Consider the following 15101-nt stretch of genomic DNA (forward strand, 5'->3'; position numbering starts at 1 on the left):
GCTTTTTCTTGTCGCCCAGGGGCATAAAGCCGCCAACTAGAGGGACATAAAGATGTGCGGACGCAGCCGCACGTCGAAGTGGAGGCACTGCTCATCTCGGTTGCGCCGCTTGCGCCGCCATACGCGGTTGTCGCTCCGCGCGACGCCCTGTGGATCAAAAACCGTCCCGTCACGGATTTGTCTTCAAACACGCTTGACACCCAAATGCGAACCGCTTAGTTAGCCGCTCATCAAACGGCAGGGCCGCTTTGATCGGGGCGCGTGAGCGTTTCGGCCAGTCAAGGGAATGCGGGTGTAGCTCAGTCGGTTAGAGTGCCGGCCTGTCACGCCGGAGGTCGCGGGTTCGAGCCCCGTCACTCGCGCCACTCTTGAAGGGTAATACGGCATTCTCAAAAGGTGCCGATGATGAGACAATGGCTATGTGCTGGCCATGATGCGCGGGTGTAGCTCAGTCGGTTAGAGTGCCGGCCTGTCACGCCGGAGGTCGCGGGTTCGAGCCCCGTCACTCGCGCCATTTCTCTTCGCATTCCTCCCGACGAACCCCTTTGAGCTGTTTCATTTTTGCATGGCAGCAATCCGCCTTCGTGCCGCATTTTGGCGGTAACGTCCGCCTGCTCCCGCAATTGCGCGCTTCGTTATGCGCATGCATGCGACATGCCGTCCAATCCTGTGCCGTGAACCGGTTTAAATGCCTGTTGAAGGCTTGCGCCGGGGCGCGGCCTGCGCTAACCACTCTGGCGTTGCAACATACTTTTCGGCCTGCGGCATCATGGTCTTGAAGCGCCTCTCTTGGTGCTCTCCCGCGGGCAGGGACGGATAAAATGACTGAACTTCTCGGTTCTTATGTTCCGATCGCGATTTTCATTGGAATCGCGCTTGTGATCGGCCTCGCTCTTCTGGTCGCTCCTTTTGCCGTCGCCTTCAAGGCGCCTGATTCGGAAAAACTGTCGGCCTATGAGTGCGGCTTCAATGCGTTTGACGACGCCCGCATGAAGTTCGACATCCGCTTCTATCTCGTTTCGATCCTCTTCATCATCTTCGACCTCGAAGTCGCGTTCCTCTTCCCCTGGGCGGTTTCGTTCAAGGATCTGGGCTGGTTCGGCTTCTGGTCGATGATGGTCTTCCTCCTGGTCCTGACAGTCGGCTTTATCTATGAATGGAAGAAGGGAGCGCTGGAATGGAACTAGCATCCGGCACCACGCTCGTTGCGCCCCAACCGAAAGGGATCATCGATCCCGCTACCGGCAAGCCGATTGGCAGCAATGACGCATTCTTTGGCGAGATCAACAACGAGCTCGCCGACAAGGGCTTTCTCGTCACCTCGACGGACGAACTTATCAACTGGGCGCGCACCGGCTCGCTCATGTGGATGACCTTCGGTCTTGCCTGCTGCGCCGTCGAAATGATGCAGATGTCGATGCCGCGCTATGATGCCGAGCGCTTCGGCTTTGCGCCGCGCGCCTCGCCGCGCCAGTCCGACGTCATGATCGTCGCCGGCACGCTCACGAACAAGATGGCGCCCGCGCTGCGCAAGGTCTACGACCAGATGCCGGAGCCGCGGTATGTCATCTCGATGGGCTCCTGCGCCAACGGCGGCGGCTATTATCACTATTCCTACTCGGTTGTACGCGGCTGTGACCGCGTCGTGCCCGTCGACATCTACGTGCCAGGCTGTCCTCCCACAGCAGAAGCGCTGCTCTACGGCGTGCTTCTGCTGCAGAAGAAGATCCGCCGGACCGGCACGATCGAGCGCTAAGGGCAGGGGGGTCTTAATATGAGTGAAGCCCTGAACGAGCTTGCCTCCTATCTTCGCGAGATGCGCGGCGCGCTTATTGCCGACTCGGCCATCGAGTACGGTGAGCTGACGCTGACGGTGAAGACCGAGAACCTCATCGCGCTCCTGACCTTCCTGCGCGACGACGTGCAGTGCGGTTTTGTCAGCCTGATCGACGTTTGCGGTGTCGACTATCCGCAGCGGCCGGACCGCTTCGATGTCGTCTATCATCTGCTGTCGCCGCGCCAGAATCTGCGCGTGCGGGTGAAGGTCGCCACCGGCGAGGGCGAGCCCGTCCCGTCCGCGACCGCCGTCTACCCGGGCGCCGACTGGTTCGAGCGCGAAGCCTACGACATGTACGGCATTCTCTTCACCGGCCATCCGGACTTGAGGCGAATCCTCACGGACTATGGTTTCGAGGGCTATCCGCTGCGTAAGGACTTTCCGGTAACCGGCTTCGTCGAAGTGCGTTACGACGACGAGGTCAAGCGCGTCGTCTATGAGCCGGTCCATTTGAGGCAGGAATTCCGCAACTTCGACTTCCTCTCGCCATGGGAAGGCACGGATTACGTCCTGCCCGGCGACGAGAAGGCTAAGGCACGGTAAGTCAAGTCGGCCCGTGGTGATCGCGAAAGGATTGCCATCCGGCCTGGAGCAATCGGTATGACCGAACATAACGTCCGCAACTTCAACATCAACTTCGGTCCGCAGCATCCGGCGGCGCACGGCGTTCTGCGTCTCGTGCTGGAGCTCGACGGCGAAATCGTCGAGCGCGTCGATCCGCATATCGGCCTTCTGCATCGCGGCACCGAGAAGCTGATCGAGACGAAAACCTACCTGCAGGCCATCCCTTATTTCGACCGGCTCGACTACGTCGCGCCGATGAATCAGGAGCACGCCTTCGCGCTTGCCGTTGAAAGACTGACCGGCACGGAGGTGCCGATCCGCGGCCAGCTCATCCGCGTTCTCTATTCGGAAATCGGCCGCATCCTGTCGCATCTCCTCAACGTGACGACCCAGGCGATGGACGTCGGCGCGCTGACCCCGCCGCTCTGGGGCTTCGAGGAACGCGAGAAGCTGATGGTCTTCTATGAGCGCGCCTGCGGCGCGCGCATGCATGCGGCCTATTTCCGCCCCGGTGGGGTGCACCAGGACCTGCCGCACAAGCTCGTCGAGGATATCGGCAACTGGATCGATCCGTTCCTGAAGACCGTCGACGACATCGACGAACTCCTGACCGGCAACCGCATCTTCAAGCAGCGCAACGTCGACATCGGCGTCGTCACGCTGGAGGATGCCTGGGCATGGGGCTTCTCCGGCGTGATGGTGCGCGGCTCTGGCGCTGCCTGGGACCTGCGCCGCGCGCAGCCCTATGAGTGCTATTCCGATCTCGAATTCGACATTCCGATCGGCAAGAACGGCGACTGTTTTGACCGCTACCTGATCCGCATGATCGAGATGCGCCAATCGGCGCGGATCATGCGCCAGTGCGTCGACCGTCTGCTCGGCGATGCGAAGGTGGGGGCGGTCTCCTCGCTCGACGGCAAGATCGTGCCGCCGAAGCGCGGCGAGATGAAACGCTCGATGGAAGCGCTGATCCATCACTTCAAGCTCTATACCGAGGGCTACCATGTGCCGGCCGGCGAAGTCTACGCCGCGGTCGAGGCTCCGAAGGGTGAATTCGGCGTGTACCTGGTTTCCGACGGCACCAACAAGCCTTACCGCTGCAAGATCCGCGCGCCGGGCTATGCGCATTTGCAGGCCATGGACTTCCTCTGTCGCGGACACCAGCTTGCCGACGTCTCGGCCGTGCTGGGCTCCCTCGATATCGTTTTCGGCGAGGTGGATCGCTGATGCGTCTGGCGCCGCTCGCCGCTCTCGGACTTCTTGCTCTTGCTTCTGCGGCCTCCGCCCAGGAGGAAGTCGGCAGTGAATCGTCCACCGGGCTGCGGGGCGGCGCCATGTCGACGCTCCTCTCCAAGGGTTACGAGATCAAGGCCGCGGTCGCCAACGGCACGCGCTACATCGTATTTTTGCAGAAAGACCAGTCAGCCTATGCCTGCGAATTCGTCTCGCTGACGAAATCGCGGTGTGGTTCGATTAACTGATAAGGTGTCCACTAGAATGTCCGTTCGTCGACTAGCCGAAGACACTGTCCAGCCAGCGACCTTTGCGTTCAACAAGGAAAATGCTGCCTGGGCCAAGGCAACGATCAATAAGTATCCCAAGGGCCGCGAGCAGTCGGCAGTCATTCCTCTGCTGATGCGCGCCCAGGAACAGGACGGTTGGGTGACGAAGGCTGCAATCGAGTCGGTCGCCGACATGCTCGGCATGCCCTATATCCGCGTCCTCGAAGTCGCGACCTTCTATACGCAGTTCCAGTTGAAGCCGGTCGGATCGCGGGCGCATGTCCAAGTCTGCGGCACGACGCCCTGCATGCTGCGCGGCGCGGAAGACCTGATCAAGGTCTGCAAGAAGAAGATTGCCGCCGAGCCCTTCACGCTGAACGAAGGCGGCACGCTCTCCTGGGAAGAGGTCGAATGTCAAGGTGCCTGCGTCAACGCGCCGATGGTGATGATCTTCAAGGACACCTTCGAGGACCTGACGGCCGAGCGGCTCGGGGAGATCATCGATCAGTTCGAAGCCGGCAAGGGCGCCGAGGTGAAGCCGGGTCCACAGATCGATCGCATCTATTCCGCGCCGATCGGCGGACTGACGACGTTGCAGGTGCCGCAGCCGGAGGAGAAGAAGCCTGCGGTCCGGGCGAGCAAGTCGGCTGGTGGTGACAAGGCGGTCAGCGTGCCGCCTTCGAACGCCGCAAAGCCGAAGACCGCTTCAGACGTCACCAACCCGACGCTGAAGACCCCGGCGACGGCGAAGAAAGCCTCGGCAAGGAACGCCAAGATCGAGGGCGAGACCGCCGACAAGTCCAAGCCGGCGAAGAAGCCGCGGGTAAAGAGGTGAAACCATGCTGAGAGATGAAGATCGCATCTTTACCAATATTTACGGCCTCAAGGACAAGTCCCTGAAAGGCGCGATGGCGCGCGGCCACTGGGACGGCACCAAGGAGCTCCTCGAGAAGGGCCGCGACTGGATCATCAACGAGGTGAAGGCTTCGGGTCTGCGCGGCCGCGGCGGCGCCGGCTTCCCGACCGGTCTCAAATGGTCCTTCATGCCGAAGGAAAGCGACGGTCGCCCGCATTATCTCGTCGTCAATGCCGACGAGTCGGAGCCCGGCACCTGCAAGGACCGCGACATCATGCGCCACGATCCGCACACGTTGATCGAGGGCTGTGTCGTCGCCAGCTTCGCCATGGGCGCACACACTGCTTACATCTATGTGCGTGGCGAGTTCATCCGCGAGCGCGAAGCGCTGCAGGCTGCGATCGACGAATGCTACGAGTATGGCCTGCTCGGCAAGAACAACAAGCTCGGCTACGACATCGACATCTTCGTTCATCACGGCGCCGGTGCCTATATTTGCGGCGAGGAGACGGCACTGCTCGAGAGCCTAGAGGGCAAGAAGGGTCAGCCGCGGCTGAAGCCGCCTTTCCCGGCGAATATGGGCCTCTATGGCTGCCCGACGACCGTCAACAACGTCGAATCGATAGCGGTCGCGCCGACCATCCTGCGCCGCGGTGCCGGCTGGTACACGAGCTTCGGCCGCCCGAACAACCACGGCACTAAGCTCTACTCGATCTCCGGCCACGTGAACCGCCCCTGCACGGTCGAGGACGCGATGTCGATCCCGTTCCATGAACTGATCGAGAAGCACTGCGGCGGCATCCGTGGCGGCTGGGACAATCTGCTCGCCGTCATCCCCGGCGGCTCGTCCGTTCCCTGCGTGCCCGGCGCGCAGATGAAGGACGCGATCATGGACTATGACGGGCTGCGCGAGCTCGGTTCCGGCCTCGGAACCGCCGCCGTCATCGTCATGGACAAGTCGACCGACATCATCAAGGCGATCTGGCGGCTTTCCGCTTTCTACAAGCACGAGAGCTGCGGCCAGTGCACGCCTTGCCGTGAAGGCACGGGCTGGATGATGCGCGTGATGGAGCGCATGGTGCAGGGTCGCGCCCAGAAGCGCGAGATCGACATGCTCTTCGACGTGACGAAGCAGGTCGAGGGTCACACGATCTGCGCACTCGGCGATGCGGCCGCATGGCCGATCCAAGGCCTGATCAAGCATTTCCGTCCGGAGATGGAAAAGCGGATCGACGAATACACCCGCAATGCCACGTCGCACGGCGCGGTATTGGAAGCGGCGGAGTAAGAGCCATGGCTGGGGCAAGCAGGGATGTACAGGGAAGGGAAACGGCGGCAGCCATCCCGTTCGCACGGACTGCGGACCCGGCCGATCCGTTCGGCATGGCCGAATGGATGAGGAGCATGCCGAACGTCGCGCTGCATCCGCTGATGGCGCATCCGACGGCGGCGATTGCCGCTGCCGCGGCCCTCGGTTTCGGACTGTCGAGCCAGATTGCCGGGATCATGTTCGGCGCAATGCAGGGCGCTGCAAGCGCAATGCAGAAAAGCGTCGCGGCCCCGGAAGTTGAGCCAGTCGAAGCGACGAAGCGGGCACCAGCTGTCGCGCCGCAGGCGGCAGCCCGGCAGGCCTCGGAAGCGCCGTCCGTCCCGGCCGCGCGCAAGCCGCGCGCAGCGAGAAAGCCGGCCGCATCGGCGCAGAAGAGCGGTGCGAGCGACGATCTCAAGCGGATCTCGGGGATCGGCCCGAAGCTCGAACAGGTGTTGAACGGCAGAGGTATTCGCCGCTTCGCCGACATCGCTGCGTTGAGCGAAGCCGATGTGGCGAAGCTCGATGCCGAATTCGGCTTGAACGGCCGCATCACGCGGGACGACTGGATCGGGCAGGCGAAAGCGCTCAAGGGAGTGCGGAAGAAATAAGGTGATGGCCGTGCGGTCGTCACGACAAGCGGCAAGGCCGTGAAGGAATTGTCCGCCACCAAGGAAGGCAGGCGGACGAAAGACAGGATTGAGTGCGAAGATGGCAAAGCTGAAAGTCGACGGAAAAGAGATCGAGGTCCCGGATCATTTCACGCTGCTTCAGGCATGCGAGGAGGCCGGTGCCGAGGTTCCGCGCTTCTGTTTCCATGAGCGGCTTTCGGTTGCCGGCAACTGCCGCATGTGTCTGATCGAGGTGAAGGGCGGTCCGCCGAAGCCTGCCGCCTCTTGCGCCATGGGCGTGCGCGATCTGCGTCCCGGTCCGAACGGGGAAGCGCCAGAAATCTTCACCACGACGCCGATGGTCAAGAAGGCGCGCGAAGGCGTGATGGAATTCCTGCTCATCAATCATCCGCTCGACTGCCCGATCTGCGACCAGGGCGGCGAGTGCGACCTGCAGGACCAGGCGATGGCCTTCGGCATCGACTCCTCGCGCTATCAGGAAAACAAGCGCGCGGTCGAGGACAAGTATATCGGTCCGCTCGTCAAGACCGTGATGAACCGCTGCATCCATTGCACGCGCTGCGTTCGCTTCACGACGGAGGTTGCCGGCATTGCCGAGCTCGGCCTTATCGGCCGCGGCGAGGACGCGGAAATCACCACTTATCTCGAACAGGCGATGACCTCGGAACTGCAGGGCAATGTCGTCGACCTCTGCCCGGTAGGCGCGCTCACTTCGAAGCCCTTCGCCTTCACCGCGCGTCCGTGGGAGCTCAACAAGACCGAATCGATCGACGTCATGGATGCGGTCGGTTCGGCGATCCGCGTCGATACGCGCGGCCGTGAGGTCATGCGCATCATGCCGCGCGTCAACGAGGAGATCAACGAGGAGTGGATCTCCGACAAGACCCGCTTCATCTGGGACGGGCTCAAAACGCAGCGCCTCGACCGTCCCTACGTCAAGAAGGACGGACGCCTGCAGCCGGCGAGCTGGAGCGAGGCATTCCAGGCGATCAAGGCGGCTGTCGCGAAGACTTCGGGAGACAGGATCGGCGCGATCGCCGGCGACCTTGCTTCGGTCGAGGAAATGTATGCCCTGAAGGAGCTCATCTCGTCGCTCGGGTCGCAGAATCTCGACTGCCGTCAGGATGGCGCGGCGCTCGACCCGTCGCTCGGTCGGGCAAGCTACATCTTCAATCCGACGATCCAGGGCATCGAGAGCGCCGACGCGCTGCTCATCATCGGTTCCAATCCGCGCTTCGAGGCCTCCGTCCTCAATGCCCGCATCCGCAAGCGCTACCGCATGGGCAACTTCCCGATCGCCGTCATCGGCGAACAGAGCGAACTGCGCTATGAATATGAATATCTGGGCGCCGGCACCGACACGCTTGCCGAGCTCGTTGCCGGGAAAGCGAAGTTCTTGGCGACGCTCAAGAAGGCTCAGCGCCCGCTGATCATCGTCGGCCAGGGTGCGCTCGCAGGGGAGGGCGGCGCTGCCGTTCTCGCCAATGCCGCAAAGCTTGCCGTAGCGATCGGCGCGGTCAGTGCCGAGTGGAATGGCTTTGCTGTCCTTCACACCGCGGCGGCCCGCGTCGGCGGCCTCGACCTCGGTTTCGTTCCCGGTGAAGTCGGCAAGTCGGCTGCCGAGATGCTCGGCGCCATGGACGTGCTCTTCCTGCTCGGCGCCGACGAGATCGACCTTTCGAGGAAGAAGGCGGGCTTCACCGTCTACATCGGCTCGCACGGGGACAATGGCGCGCATGCGGCCGATGTCATTCTTCCGGGTGCGACCTACACGGAGAAGTCCGGCACCTGGGTCAACACCGAAGGCCGCGTGCAGCTCGGCAACCGTGCCGGCTTTGCCCCGGGTGAGGCCCGCGAGGACTGGGCGATCATCCGCGCGCTCTCCGACGTTCTCGGCAAGAAGCTCCCCTTCGACTCGCTCGGCGAGCTGCGCGCCGAGCTCTATGCGGCCTATCCGCACTTCGCGGACGTGGACGCGATTATCGCCGCTGGCAGCGACGAAATTGCCGCACTTGCGCAAAAAGCCGGTGAGATGGCGAAATCCGTGTTTGCGTCTCCGATCAAAGACTTCTATTTGACGAACCCGATAGCGCGCGCATCCGCCGTCATGGCCGAATGCTCGGCCCTGGCGCGCAACAATTTCAAAGCTGCCGCGGAATGAGCGCGAGGGAATAGAGCATCATGGACGCTTTCATTTCGACCTATGTCTGGCCCGCGGCCATCATGATCGGCCAGTCGCTGCTGCTTTTGGTCGCGCTGCTTCTTTTCATCGCCTATATCCTGCTCGCGGACCGGAAGGTCTGGGCGGCGGTGCAGCTTCGCCGCGGCCCGAACGTCGTCGGGCCATGGGGGCTTTTCCAGTCCTTCGCCGACCTCTTGAAGTTCGTCTTCAAGGAGCCGGTCATTCCGGCCGGCGCCAACAAGACGATCTTTCTGCTAGCGCCGCTCGTCTCGGTGACGCTGGCGCTCGCCGCCTGGGCGGTCATCCCGCTCAACGCGAACTGGGTGATCGCGAACATCAACGTCGGCATCCTCTTCGTCTTCGCCATATCTTCTCTCGAGGTTTATGGCATCATCATGGGCGGCTGGGCCTCGAACTCGAAATATCCCTTCCTCGGCGCGCTGCGGTCGGCTGCGCAGATGGTATCCTATGAAGTCTCGATCGGCTTCGTCATCGTCACCGTTCTGCTTTGCGTCGGTTCGCTCAATCTGACGGACATCGTCAATGCGCAGATGGATGGTCCGGGAACGATGATCGGTCTGCCGGCATCCTTCCTCGACTGGCATTGGTTGTCGCTGTTCCCGATGTTCATCGTGTTCTTCATCTCGGCGCTAGCGGAGACGAACCGCCCGCCTTTCGATCTGCCCGAAGCGGAATCGGAACTCGTGGCCGGCTTTATGGTCGAATACGGCTCGACCCCGTACATGATGTTCATGCTCGGCGAGTACGCGGCGATCTGCCTGATGTGCGCGCTGACGACGATCCTCTTCCTGGGCGGTTGGTTGCCTCCGGTCGATATCTGGCTCCTGAACTGGGTCCCGGGCATCATCTGGTTCGTGCTGAAGGCCTCGTTCGTATTCTTCATGTTCGCGATGGTGAAGGCCTTCGTGCCGCGCTACCGCTACGACCAGTTGATGCGTCTCGGCTGGAAGGTCTTCCTGCCGCTGTCTCTGGCGATGGTCGTGATCGTCGCGTTCGTTCTGAAGCTGATGGGCTGGGCATGATGACCGCTCAAGCTTCGCTGCATACCGCTGGCTCCTCCCAGGCCGGCAAGTTTGGAGGTTAATGATGGCCGGTCTTTCGCAAGCCGTCAGCTCGCTGTTCCTCAAGGAATTCGTCGGCGCGTTCTTTCTGTCGATGCGCTATTTCTTCCGGCCGAAGGCAACGTTGAATTATCCCTTCGAAAAGGGGCCGGTCAGCCCCCGCTTCCGCGGCGAGCATGCGCTGCGCCGCTATCCGAATGGTGAAGAGCGCTGCATCGCCTGCAAGCTTTGCGAGGCGATCTGTCCTGCCCAGGCCATCACCATCGAAGCCGGCCCGCGCCGCAACGACGGCACCCGCCGCACGGTGCGCTACGACATCGACATGGTGAAGTGCATCTATTGCGGTTTCTGCCAGGAAGCCTGTCCTGTCGATGCCATTGTCGAAGGGCCGAACTTCGAATTCGCCACCGAGACGCGCGAAGAGCTCTACTACGACAAGGAGAAGCTGCTCGCCAACGGTGATCGTTGGGAGCGAGAAATCGCGCGCAACATCGCGATGGACTCGCCCTACCGCTGAGGCCATCCGCAAGTACACCGCATCGCGCCGCTGAATAGACGTGGTGCATGCGAAACGGGTTTGGGCATTGGCCGGACGACGTCCGGCTTTGCCTCATGGAGTGGAGGCGATCAGCCTTCACGCCGAGCAAGACGAAAAAGGCACCGATCATGGGTCTGCAGGTTCTTTTTTTCTATCTCTTTGCCTTCATCGCCGTGGCATCGGCATTCATGGTCATCGCGGCCAAGAATCCGGTCTATTCGGTGCTGTTCCTGATCCTGACCTTCTTCAATGCGGCAGGGCTTTTCCTCCTGACCGGTGCCGAGTTCCTGGCGATGATCCTGCTCGTCGTCTATGTCGGCGCGGTGGCGGTGCTCTTCCTCTTCGTCGTCATGATGCTCGACATCGATTTCGCCGAGCTCCGTGCGGGCGTGCTTGAATACGCGCCGATAGGCGCTCTGATCGGGCTGATCCTCGCGGCGGAGCTTATCATCGTCGTTGGCGGATCGGCTTTCTCGCCGGAAATCGCCAAAGGCATCGCCATGCCGATCCCGCCGATCAGCGAGCGTACCAATACCGCGGCGCTCGGCGACGTCCTCTACACCCATTACATCTATTTCTTCCAGATCGCGGGGCTCGTTCTGCTCGTCGCCATGATCGGCGCTATCGTGCTCACGCTCCGTCACCGTCAGAACATCAAGCGTCAGGACATTCCGCGCCAGGTTGCCCGCACGCCCGAGACCGCCGTCGAGGTGGTCACGGTCAAGCCGGGGCAGGGCATCTAATCGCGACGCGAGGTCGAGGGACTACACTCATGGAAATCGGCATTTCCCACTATCTGACCGTCAGCGCCATTCTCTTCACGCTTGGCGTCTTCGGCATCTTCCTCAACCGGAAGAACGTCATCATCATCCTGATGTCGGTGGAACTCATCCTGCTCGCGGTCAACATCAACATGGTGGCGTTCTCGGCGTTCCTGAACGACATCACCGGTCAGGTCTTCGCGCTGTTCATTCTGACCGTGGCGGCCGCAGAAGCGGCCATCGGACTTGCAATTCTCGTCGTCTTCTATCGAAACCGCGGCTCGATCGCCGTCGAAGACGTCAACATGATGAAGGGCTGACAGGGCTATGGACACCATCATCAAGGCTATCGTCTTTCTGCCTCTGATCGGCTTCCTGATTGCCGGCCTCCTCGGCACGCAGATCGGTGCCAAGGCATCCGAATATGTGACCTGCGGCCTGATGCTGATCGCGCTCGCGCTTTCCTGGTTGGTCTTCTTCGACGTCGCCCTCGGCGAAGAGGAAATGATCAGCGTTTCGGTGCTGCGCTGGATCCAGTCCGGCGGCTTCGATGTCGAATGGGCCTTCCGCGTCGACACGCTGACCGCGGTCATGTTCGTCGTCGTCAACACGGTCTCGACGCTGGTGCATATCTACTCGATCGGATACATGCATCACGATCCCAATCGCCCGCGCTTCTTCTCCTATCTGTCGCTCTTCACCTTCGCGATGCTGATGCTCATCACGTCGGACAACCTTCTGCAAATGTTCTTCGGCTGGGAAGGCGTAGGTCTGGCGTCCTATCTGTTGATCGGCTTCTGGTACAAGAAGCCTTCGGCCAATGCCGCGGCGATCAAGGCCTTCATCGTCAACCGCGTCGGCGACTTCGGTTTCTCGCTCGGCATCTTCTCAGTCTTCGTGCTCTTCGGTTCGATCAACCTCGAGACGATCTTTGCCGCGGCGCAGAGCTATCTGCCGGCCGAGGGCGCCGGGGTAGGGGAGGCCGTCATCAACCTCTTCGGCATGCAGCTCGACAAGGCGGATGCCTTGACTGCCACCTGCCTGCTGCTCTTCATGGGCGCGATGGGTAAGTCCGCGCAGTTCCTGCTGCACACCTGGCTGCCGGACGCCATGGAAGGCCCGACGCCGGTATCGGCCCTCATCCATGCCGCGACCATGGTGACCGCCGGAGTCTTCCTCGTCGCCCGCATGTCGCCGCTCTTCGAACTGTCGCCGGACGCGCTGACCGTGGTCACGCTCATCGGTGCGATCACCGCCTTCTTCGCGGCGACCGTCGGTCTCGTGCAAAATGACATCAAGCGCGTCATCGCCTATTCGACCTGCTCCCAGCTCGGCTATATGTTCGTGGCGCTTGGCGTCGGCGCCTACGGCGCTGCCATCTTCCACCTGTTCACGCATGCCTTCTTCAAGGCGCTCCTGTTCCTCGGCGCGGGCTCCGTCATTCACGCCGTTGATGGCGAACAGGACATGCGCTACATGGGCGGGCTCCGCACGCACATTCCGGTCACCTACTGGATGATGTTCATCGGCACGATTGCGCTGACCGGCGTCGGCATTCCCGGCACGGTCATCGGTACGGCGGGCTTCTTCTCGAAGGATGCGATCATCGAATCCACCTTCGCGTCGCATAGCATCGTTTCCGGCTTCGCCTTCGCGCTGCTCGTCATCGCGGCGCTCTTCACCAGCTTCTATTCCTGGCGCCTGACCTTCATGACGTTCCATGGCAGGCCGCGTGCTTCGTCCGATGTCATGCATCATGTGCACGAGTCGCCCCAGGTGATGCTGGTGCCGCTCTACGTCCTCGCTCTCGGCGCGCTTGTCGCAGGCTTCCTGTTCCACGACTATTTCTTCGGCCACCATTATGCCGAGTTCTGGCAGGGCTCGCTTTTCACGCTGCCCGAGAACGAGATCCTCGAGGAATACCACCACGTTCCGCTGTGGGTGAAGTGGAGCCCGTTCGTCGCGATGGCGCTCGGCCTGTACACGGCCTGGTACATGTACATCCGCTCGCCGGAGACGCCGAAATATCTCGCTGAGCAGCATCGCGGTCTCTACCAGTTCCTGCTCAACAAGTGGTACTTCGACGAACTCTACGATTTCCTGTTCGTCCGCACCGCCAAGCGTCTCGGCACCTTCCTCTGGAAGGAAGGTGACGGCCGCGTCATCGACGGCTTCGGTCCCAACGGAATCGCGGCGCGCGTCCTCGACGTGACCGATCGCGTTGTCCGGCTGCAGACCGGTTACCTTTATCACTACGCGTTCGCCATGCTGATCGGCATCGCTGCGCTCGTTACCTGGATGATGCTCGGGAGTTCCTTCTGATGACCGATTGGCCCGTACTTTCCGCGGTCACCTTCATGCCGCTCGTCGGCGTGCTGCTCCTCTTGCTGACGAGAGAAGACAGCGCCTACGGCCGCCGCAACATCCTGAACGTCTCGCTGCTGACGACGATCTTCACTTTCCTGGTATCGCTCTACGTCTGGTATCAGTTCGATCCGTCGAACCCCGGCTTCCAGATGGTCGAGAAGCACGAATGGCTCGGCACGGGCATTTCCTACCATCTCGGCATCGATGGCATCTCGGTGCTGTTCCTTCCGCTAACCGCGCTCCTGATGCCGTTCTGCGTGCTTGCGAGCTGGGTAACGATCGAGAAGCGCCTCAAAGAATACATGATCGCGTTTCTGATCCTGGAAACGCTGATGCTCGGCGTCTTCGTTTCGCTCGATATCGTGCTCTTCTACGTGTTCTTCGAAGCCGGCCTCATCCCGATGTTCATCATCATCGGGGTCTGGGGTGGCAGGGACCGCGTCTACGCCAGTTACAAGTTCTTCCTGTACACGCTGCTCGGGTCGGTGCTGATGCTGCTTGCCATCATGGCGATGTACTGGCAGGCCGGCACCACCGACATCACCGAACTGCTCAAATACAATTTCCCACGCGAGATGCAGACCTGGTTGTGGCTCGCCTTCTTCGCATCGTTTGCGGTGAAGATGCCGATGTGGCCGGTGCACACCTGGCTTCCGGACGCGCACGTGCAGGCGCCGACGGCAGGGTCGGTCATCCTGGCCGGCATCCTCCTGAAGCTCGGCGGCTACGGCTTCCTGCGTTTCTCGCTGCCGATGTTCCCGCTGGCGTCGGACTTCTTCGCACCGCTCGTCTATACGCTCTCGATCATCGCCATCATCTACACCTCGCTGGTGGCGATGATGCAGACCGACATCAAGAAGCTCATCGCTTACTCTTCGGTCGCCCACATGGGCTACGTGACGATGGGGACCTTCGCCGCCAACATCCAAGGCGTGCAGGGCGCCATCTTCCAGATGCTCTCGCACGGCATCGTATCGGGCGCGCTCTTCCTTTGCGTCGGCGTCGTCTATGACCGGCTGCACACACGCGAGATCGCCGCCTATGGCGGTCTTGTAAACAACATGCCGAAATACGCCGTCGCCTTCATGGTCTTCACCATGGCCAATGTCGGGCTTCCGGGGACATCGGGCTTCGTCGGTGAAGTCTTGACGCTGGTCGGCGCCTTCCGCGCAAACACCTGGGTTGCCCTCCTTGCGACGACCGGCGTTATCCTGTCCGCCGCCTATGCGCTCTGGCTCTATCGCCGGGTCATTTTCGGCGCACTCGAGAAGGAAAGCCTGAAAGCGCTGCTCGATCTTTCCACCCGCGAGAAAGTAATCCTCTATCCGCTGGTGATCCTGACGATCTTCTTCGGTGTCTATCCGGCACCGGTCTTCGATGCGACCGCGGCCTCCGTGGATCTTCTCGTCAACAACTACGCCGCAGCCCTGCAGGCGGCGCAAGACGTTGCGCTTTCGGTGCAATGACCACA

15 protein-coding genes and 2 tRNA genes are annotated in these 15101 nt (G+C 61.5%); all 17 read left to right on the plus strand.

Annotated elements, in window-relative coordinates; translation table 11 throughout:
* Positions 1–288: 288 nt before the first annotated feature.
* The 17 genes from M728_RS04980 (at position 289) to M728_RS05060 (ending at position 15096) form a co-directional block, all read left to right on the plus strand.
* Positions 289–365: transfer RNA gene (locus tag M728_RS04980), tRNA-Asp, on the plus strand.
* Positions 366–437: 72 nt separating this feature from the next.
* Positions 438–514: transfer RNA gene (locus tag M728_RS04985), tRNA-Asp, on the plus strand.
* Between the two features lie 307 nt (positions 515–821).
* On the plus strand, positions 822–1187 hold the full coding sequence (locus M728_RS04990) for an NADH-quinone oxidoreductase subunit A (RefSeq protein WP_026619307.1): 366 nt from the start codon (positions 822–824) through the stop codon (positions 1185–1187).
* A complete protein-coding gene (locus tag M728_RS04995) occupies positions 1178–1756 on the plus strand; it encodes an NADH-quinone oxidoreductase subunit B family protein (RefSeq protein WP_012707619.1) in 579 nt (192 codons plus the stop codon). Before M728_RS04990 ends, M728_RS04995 begins: the two co-directional genes overlap by 10 nt.
* 18 nt (positions 1757–1774) lie before the next feature.
* Entirely contained in the window at positions 1775–2380 is a 606-nt protein-coding gene (locus M728_RS05000; RefSeq protein WP_026619308.1) for an NADH-quinone oxidoreductase subunit C, read from the plus strand.
* A 57-nt stretch (positions 2381–2437) separates the two neighbouring features.
* Positions 2438–3628 carry an NADH-quinone oxidoreductase subunit D gene (locus M728_RS05005; RefSeq protein ID WP_026619309.1) on the plus strand — a complete coding sequence of 397 codons (1191 nt, stop codon included), beginning with the start codon at positions 2438–2440 and terminating at the stop codon, positions 3626–3628.
* Positions 3628–3882, plus strand: a complete 255-nt coding sequence (locus M728_RS05010) for a hypothetical protein (protein ID WP_026619310.1) — start codon at positions 3628–3630, stop codon at positions 3880–3882. The genes M728_RS05005 and M728_RS05010 overlap by 1 nt, the downstream gene beginning before the upstream one ends.
* Positions 3883–3898: 16 nt before the next feature.
* Positions 3899–4738, plus strand: coding sequence for an NADH-quinone oxidoreductase subunit NuoE (gene nuoE, locus M728_RS05015; protein WP_026619311.1), 840 nt, complete (start codon positions 3899–3901; stop codon positions 4736–4738).
* Between the two features lie 4 nt (positions 4739–4742).
* Complete coding sequence (nuoF, locus tag M728_RS05020) at positions 4743–6047, plus strand: NADH-quinone oxidoreductase subunit NuoF (protein ID WP_026619312.1); 1305 nt, start codon at positions 4743–4745, stop codon at positions 6045–6047.
* A gap of 5 nt (positions 6048–6052) precedes the next feature.
* Complete coding sequence (locus M728_RS05025; RefSeq protein ID WP_026619313.1) at positions 6053–6679, plus strand: NADH:ubiquinone oxidoreductase; 627 nt, start codon at positions 6053–6055, stop codon at positions 6677–6679.
* 100 nt (positions 6680–6779) lie between these two features.
* Entirely contained in the window at positions 6780–8861 is a 2082-nt protein-coding gene (gene nuoG / locus M728_RS05030; protein WP_026619314.1) for an NADH-quinone oxidoreductase subunit NuoG, read from the plus strand.
* Positions 8862–8881: 20 nt separating this feature from the next.
* Complete coding sequence (nuoH, locus tag M728_RS05035) at positions 8882–9925, plus strand: NADH-quinone oxidoreductase subunit NuoH (protein WP_026619315.1); 1044 nt, start codon at positions 8882–8884, stop codon at positions 9923–9925.
* Between the two features lie 64 nt (positions 9926–9989).
* Positions 9990–10481 (plus strand): NADH-quinone oxidoreductase subunit NuoI, encoded by a 492-nt coding sequence (gene nuoI, locus M728_RS05040; protein WP_012707628.1) that lies wholly within the window; start codon positions 9990–9992, stop codon positions 10479–10481.
* A 149-nt stretch (positions 10482–10630) separates the two neighbouring features.
* On the plus strand, positions 10631–11245 hold the full coding sequence (locus M728_RS05045; RefSeq protein ID WP_026619316.1) for an NADH-quinone oxidoreductase subunit J: 615 nt from the start codon (positions 10631–10633) through the stop codon (positions 11243–11245).
* Between the two features lie 29 nt (positions 11246–11274).
* Positions 11275–11583 carry an NADH-quinone oxidoreductase subunit NuoK gene (gene nuoK / locus M728_RS05050; RefSeq protein ID WP_003531854.1) on the plus strand — a complete coding sequence of 103 codons (309 nt, stop codon included), beginning with the start codon at positions 11275–11277 and terminating at the stop codon, positions 11581–11583.
* A gap of 7 nt (positions 11584–11590) precedes the next feature.
* Complete coding sequence (nuoL, locus tag M728_RS05055; RefSeq protein WP_026619317.1) at positions 11591–13585, plus strand: NADH-quinone oxidoreductase subunit L; 1995 nt, start codon at positions 11591–11593, stop codon at positions 13583–13585.
* Positions 13585–15096 carry an NADH-quinone oxidoreductase subunit M gene (locus M728_RS05060; RefSeq protein ID WP_026619318.1) on the plus strand — a complete coding sequence of 504 codons (1512 nt, stop codon included), beginning with the start codon at positions 13585–13587 and terminating at the stop codon, positions 15094–15096. Before nuoL ends, M728_RS05060 begins: the two co-directional genes overlap by 1 nt.
* Positions 15097–15101: the final 5 nt, after the last annotated feature.

Source organism: Ensifer sp. WSM1721, from assembly GCF_000513895.2.
Lineage (GTDB): Bacteria > Pseudomonadota > Alphaproteobacteria > Rhizobiales > Rhizobiaceae > Sinorhizobium.

Excerpts from the sequence above, each read along its gene's own strand:
- M728_RS04990 (WP_026619307.1), top strand. The coding sequence starts at position 822 with ATGACTGAACTTCTCGGTTCTTATGTTCCGATCGCGATTTTCATTGGA.
- M728_RS04995 (WP_012707619.1), top strand. The coding sequence starts at position 1,178 with ATGGAACTAGCATCCGGCACCACGCTCGTTGCGCCCCAACCGAAAGGG.
- M728_RS05000 (WP_026619308.1), top strand. The coding sequence starts at position 1,775 with ATGAGTGAAGCCCTGAACGAGCTTGCCTCCTATCTTCGCGAGATGCGC.
- M728_RS05005 (WP_026619309.1), top strand. The coding sequence starts at position 2,438 with ATGACCGAACATAACGTCCGCAACTTCAACATCAACTTCGGTCCGCAG.
- M728_RS05010 (WP_026619310.1), top strand. The coding sequence starts at position 3,628 with ATGCGTCTGGCGCCGCTCGCCGCTCTCGGACTTCTTGCTCTTGCTTCT.
- nuoE (WP_026619311.1), top strand. The coding sequence starts at position 3,899 with ATGTCCGTTCGTCGACTAGCCGAAGACACTGTCCAGCCAGCGACCTTT.
- nuoF (WP_026619312.1), top strand. The coding sequence starts at position 4,743 with ATGCTGAGAGATGAAGATCGCATCTTTACCAATATTTACGGCCTCAAG.
- M728_RS05025 (WP_026619313.1), top strand. The coding sequence starts at position 6,053 with ATGGCTGGGGCAAGCAGGGATGTACAGGGAAGGGAAACGGCGGCAGCC.
- nuoG (WP_026619314.1), top strand. The coding sequence starts at position 6,780 with ATGGCAAAGCTGAAAGTCGACGGAAAAGAGATCGAGGTCCCGGATCAT.
- nuoH (WP_026619315.1), top strand. The coding sequence starts at position 8,882 with ATGGACGCTTTCATTTCGACCTATGTCTGGCCCGCGGCCATCATGATC.
- nuoI (WP_012707628.1), top strand. The coding sequence starts at position 9,990 with ATGGCCGGTCTTTCGCAAGCCGTCAGCTCGCTGTTCCTCAAGGAATTC.
- M728_RS05045 (WP_026619316.1), top strand. The coding sequence starts at position 10,631 with ATGGGTCTGCAGGTTCTTTTTTTCTATCTCTTTGCCTTCATCGCCGTG.
- nuoK (WP_003531854.1), top strand. The coding sequence starts at position 11,275 with ATGGAAATCGGCATTTCCCACTATCTGACCGTCAGCGCCATTCTCTTC.
- nuoL (WP_026619317.1), top strand. The coding sequence starts at position 11,591 with ATGGACACCATCATCAAGGCTATCGTCTTTCTGCCTCTGATCGGCTTC.
- M728_RS05060 (WP_026619318.1), top strand. The coding sequence starts at position 13,585 with ATGACCGATTGGCCCGTACTTTCCGCGGTCACCTTCATGCCGCTCGTC.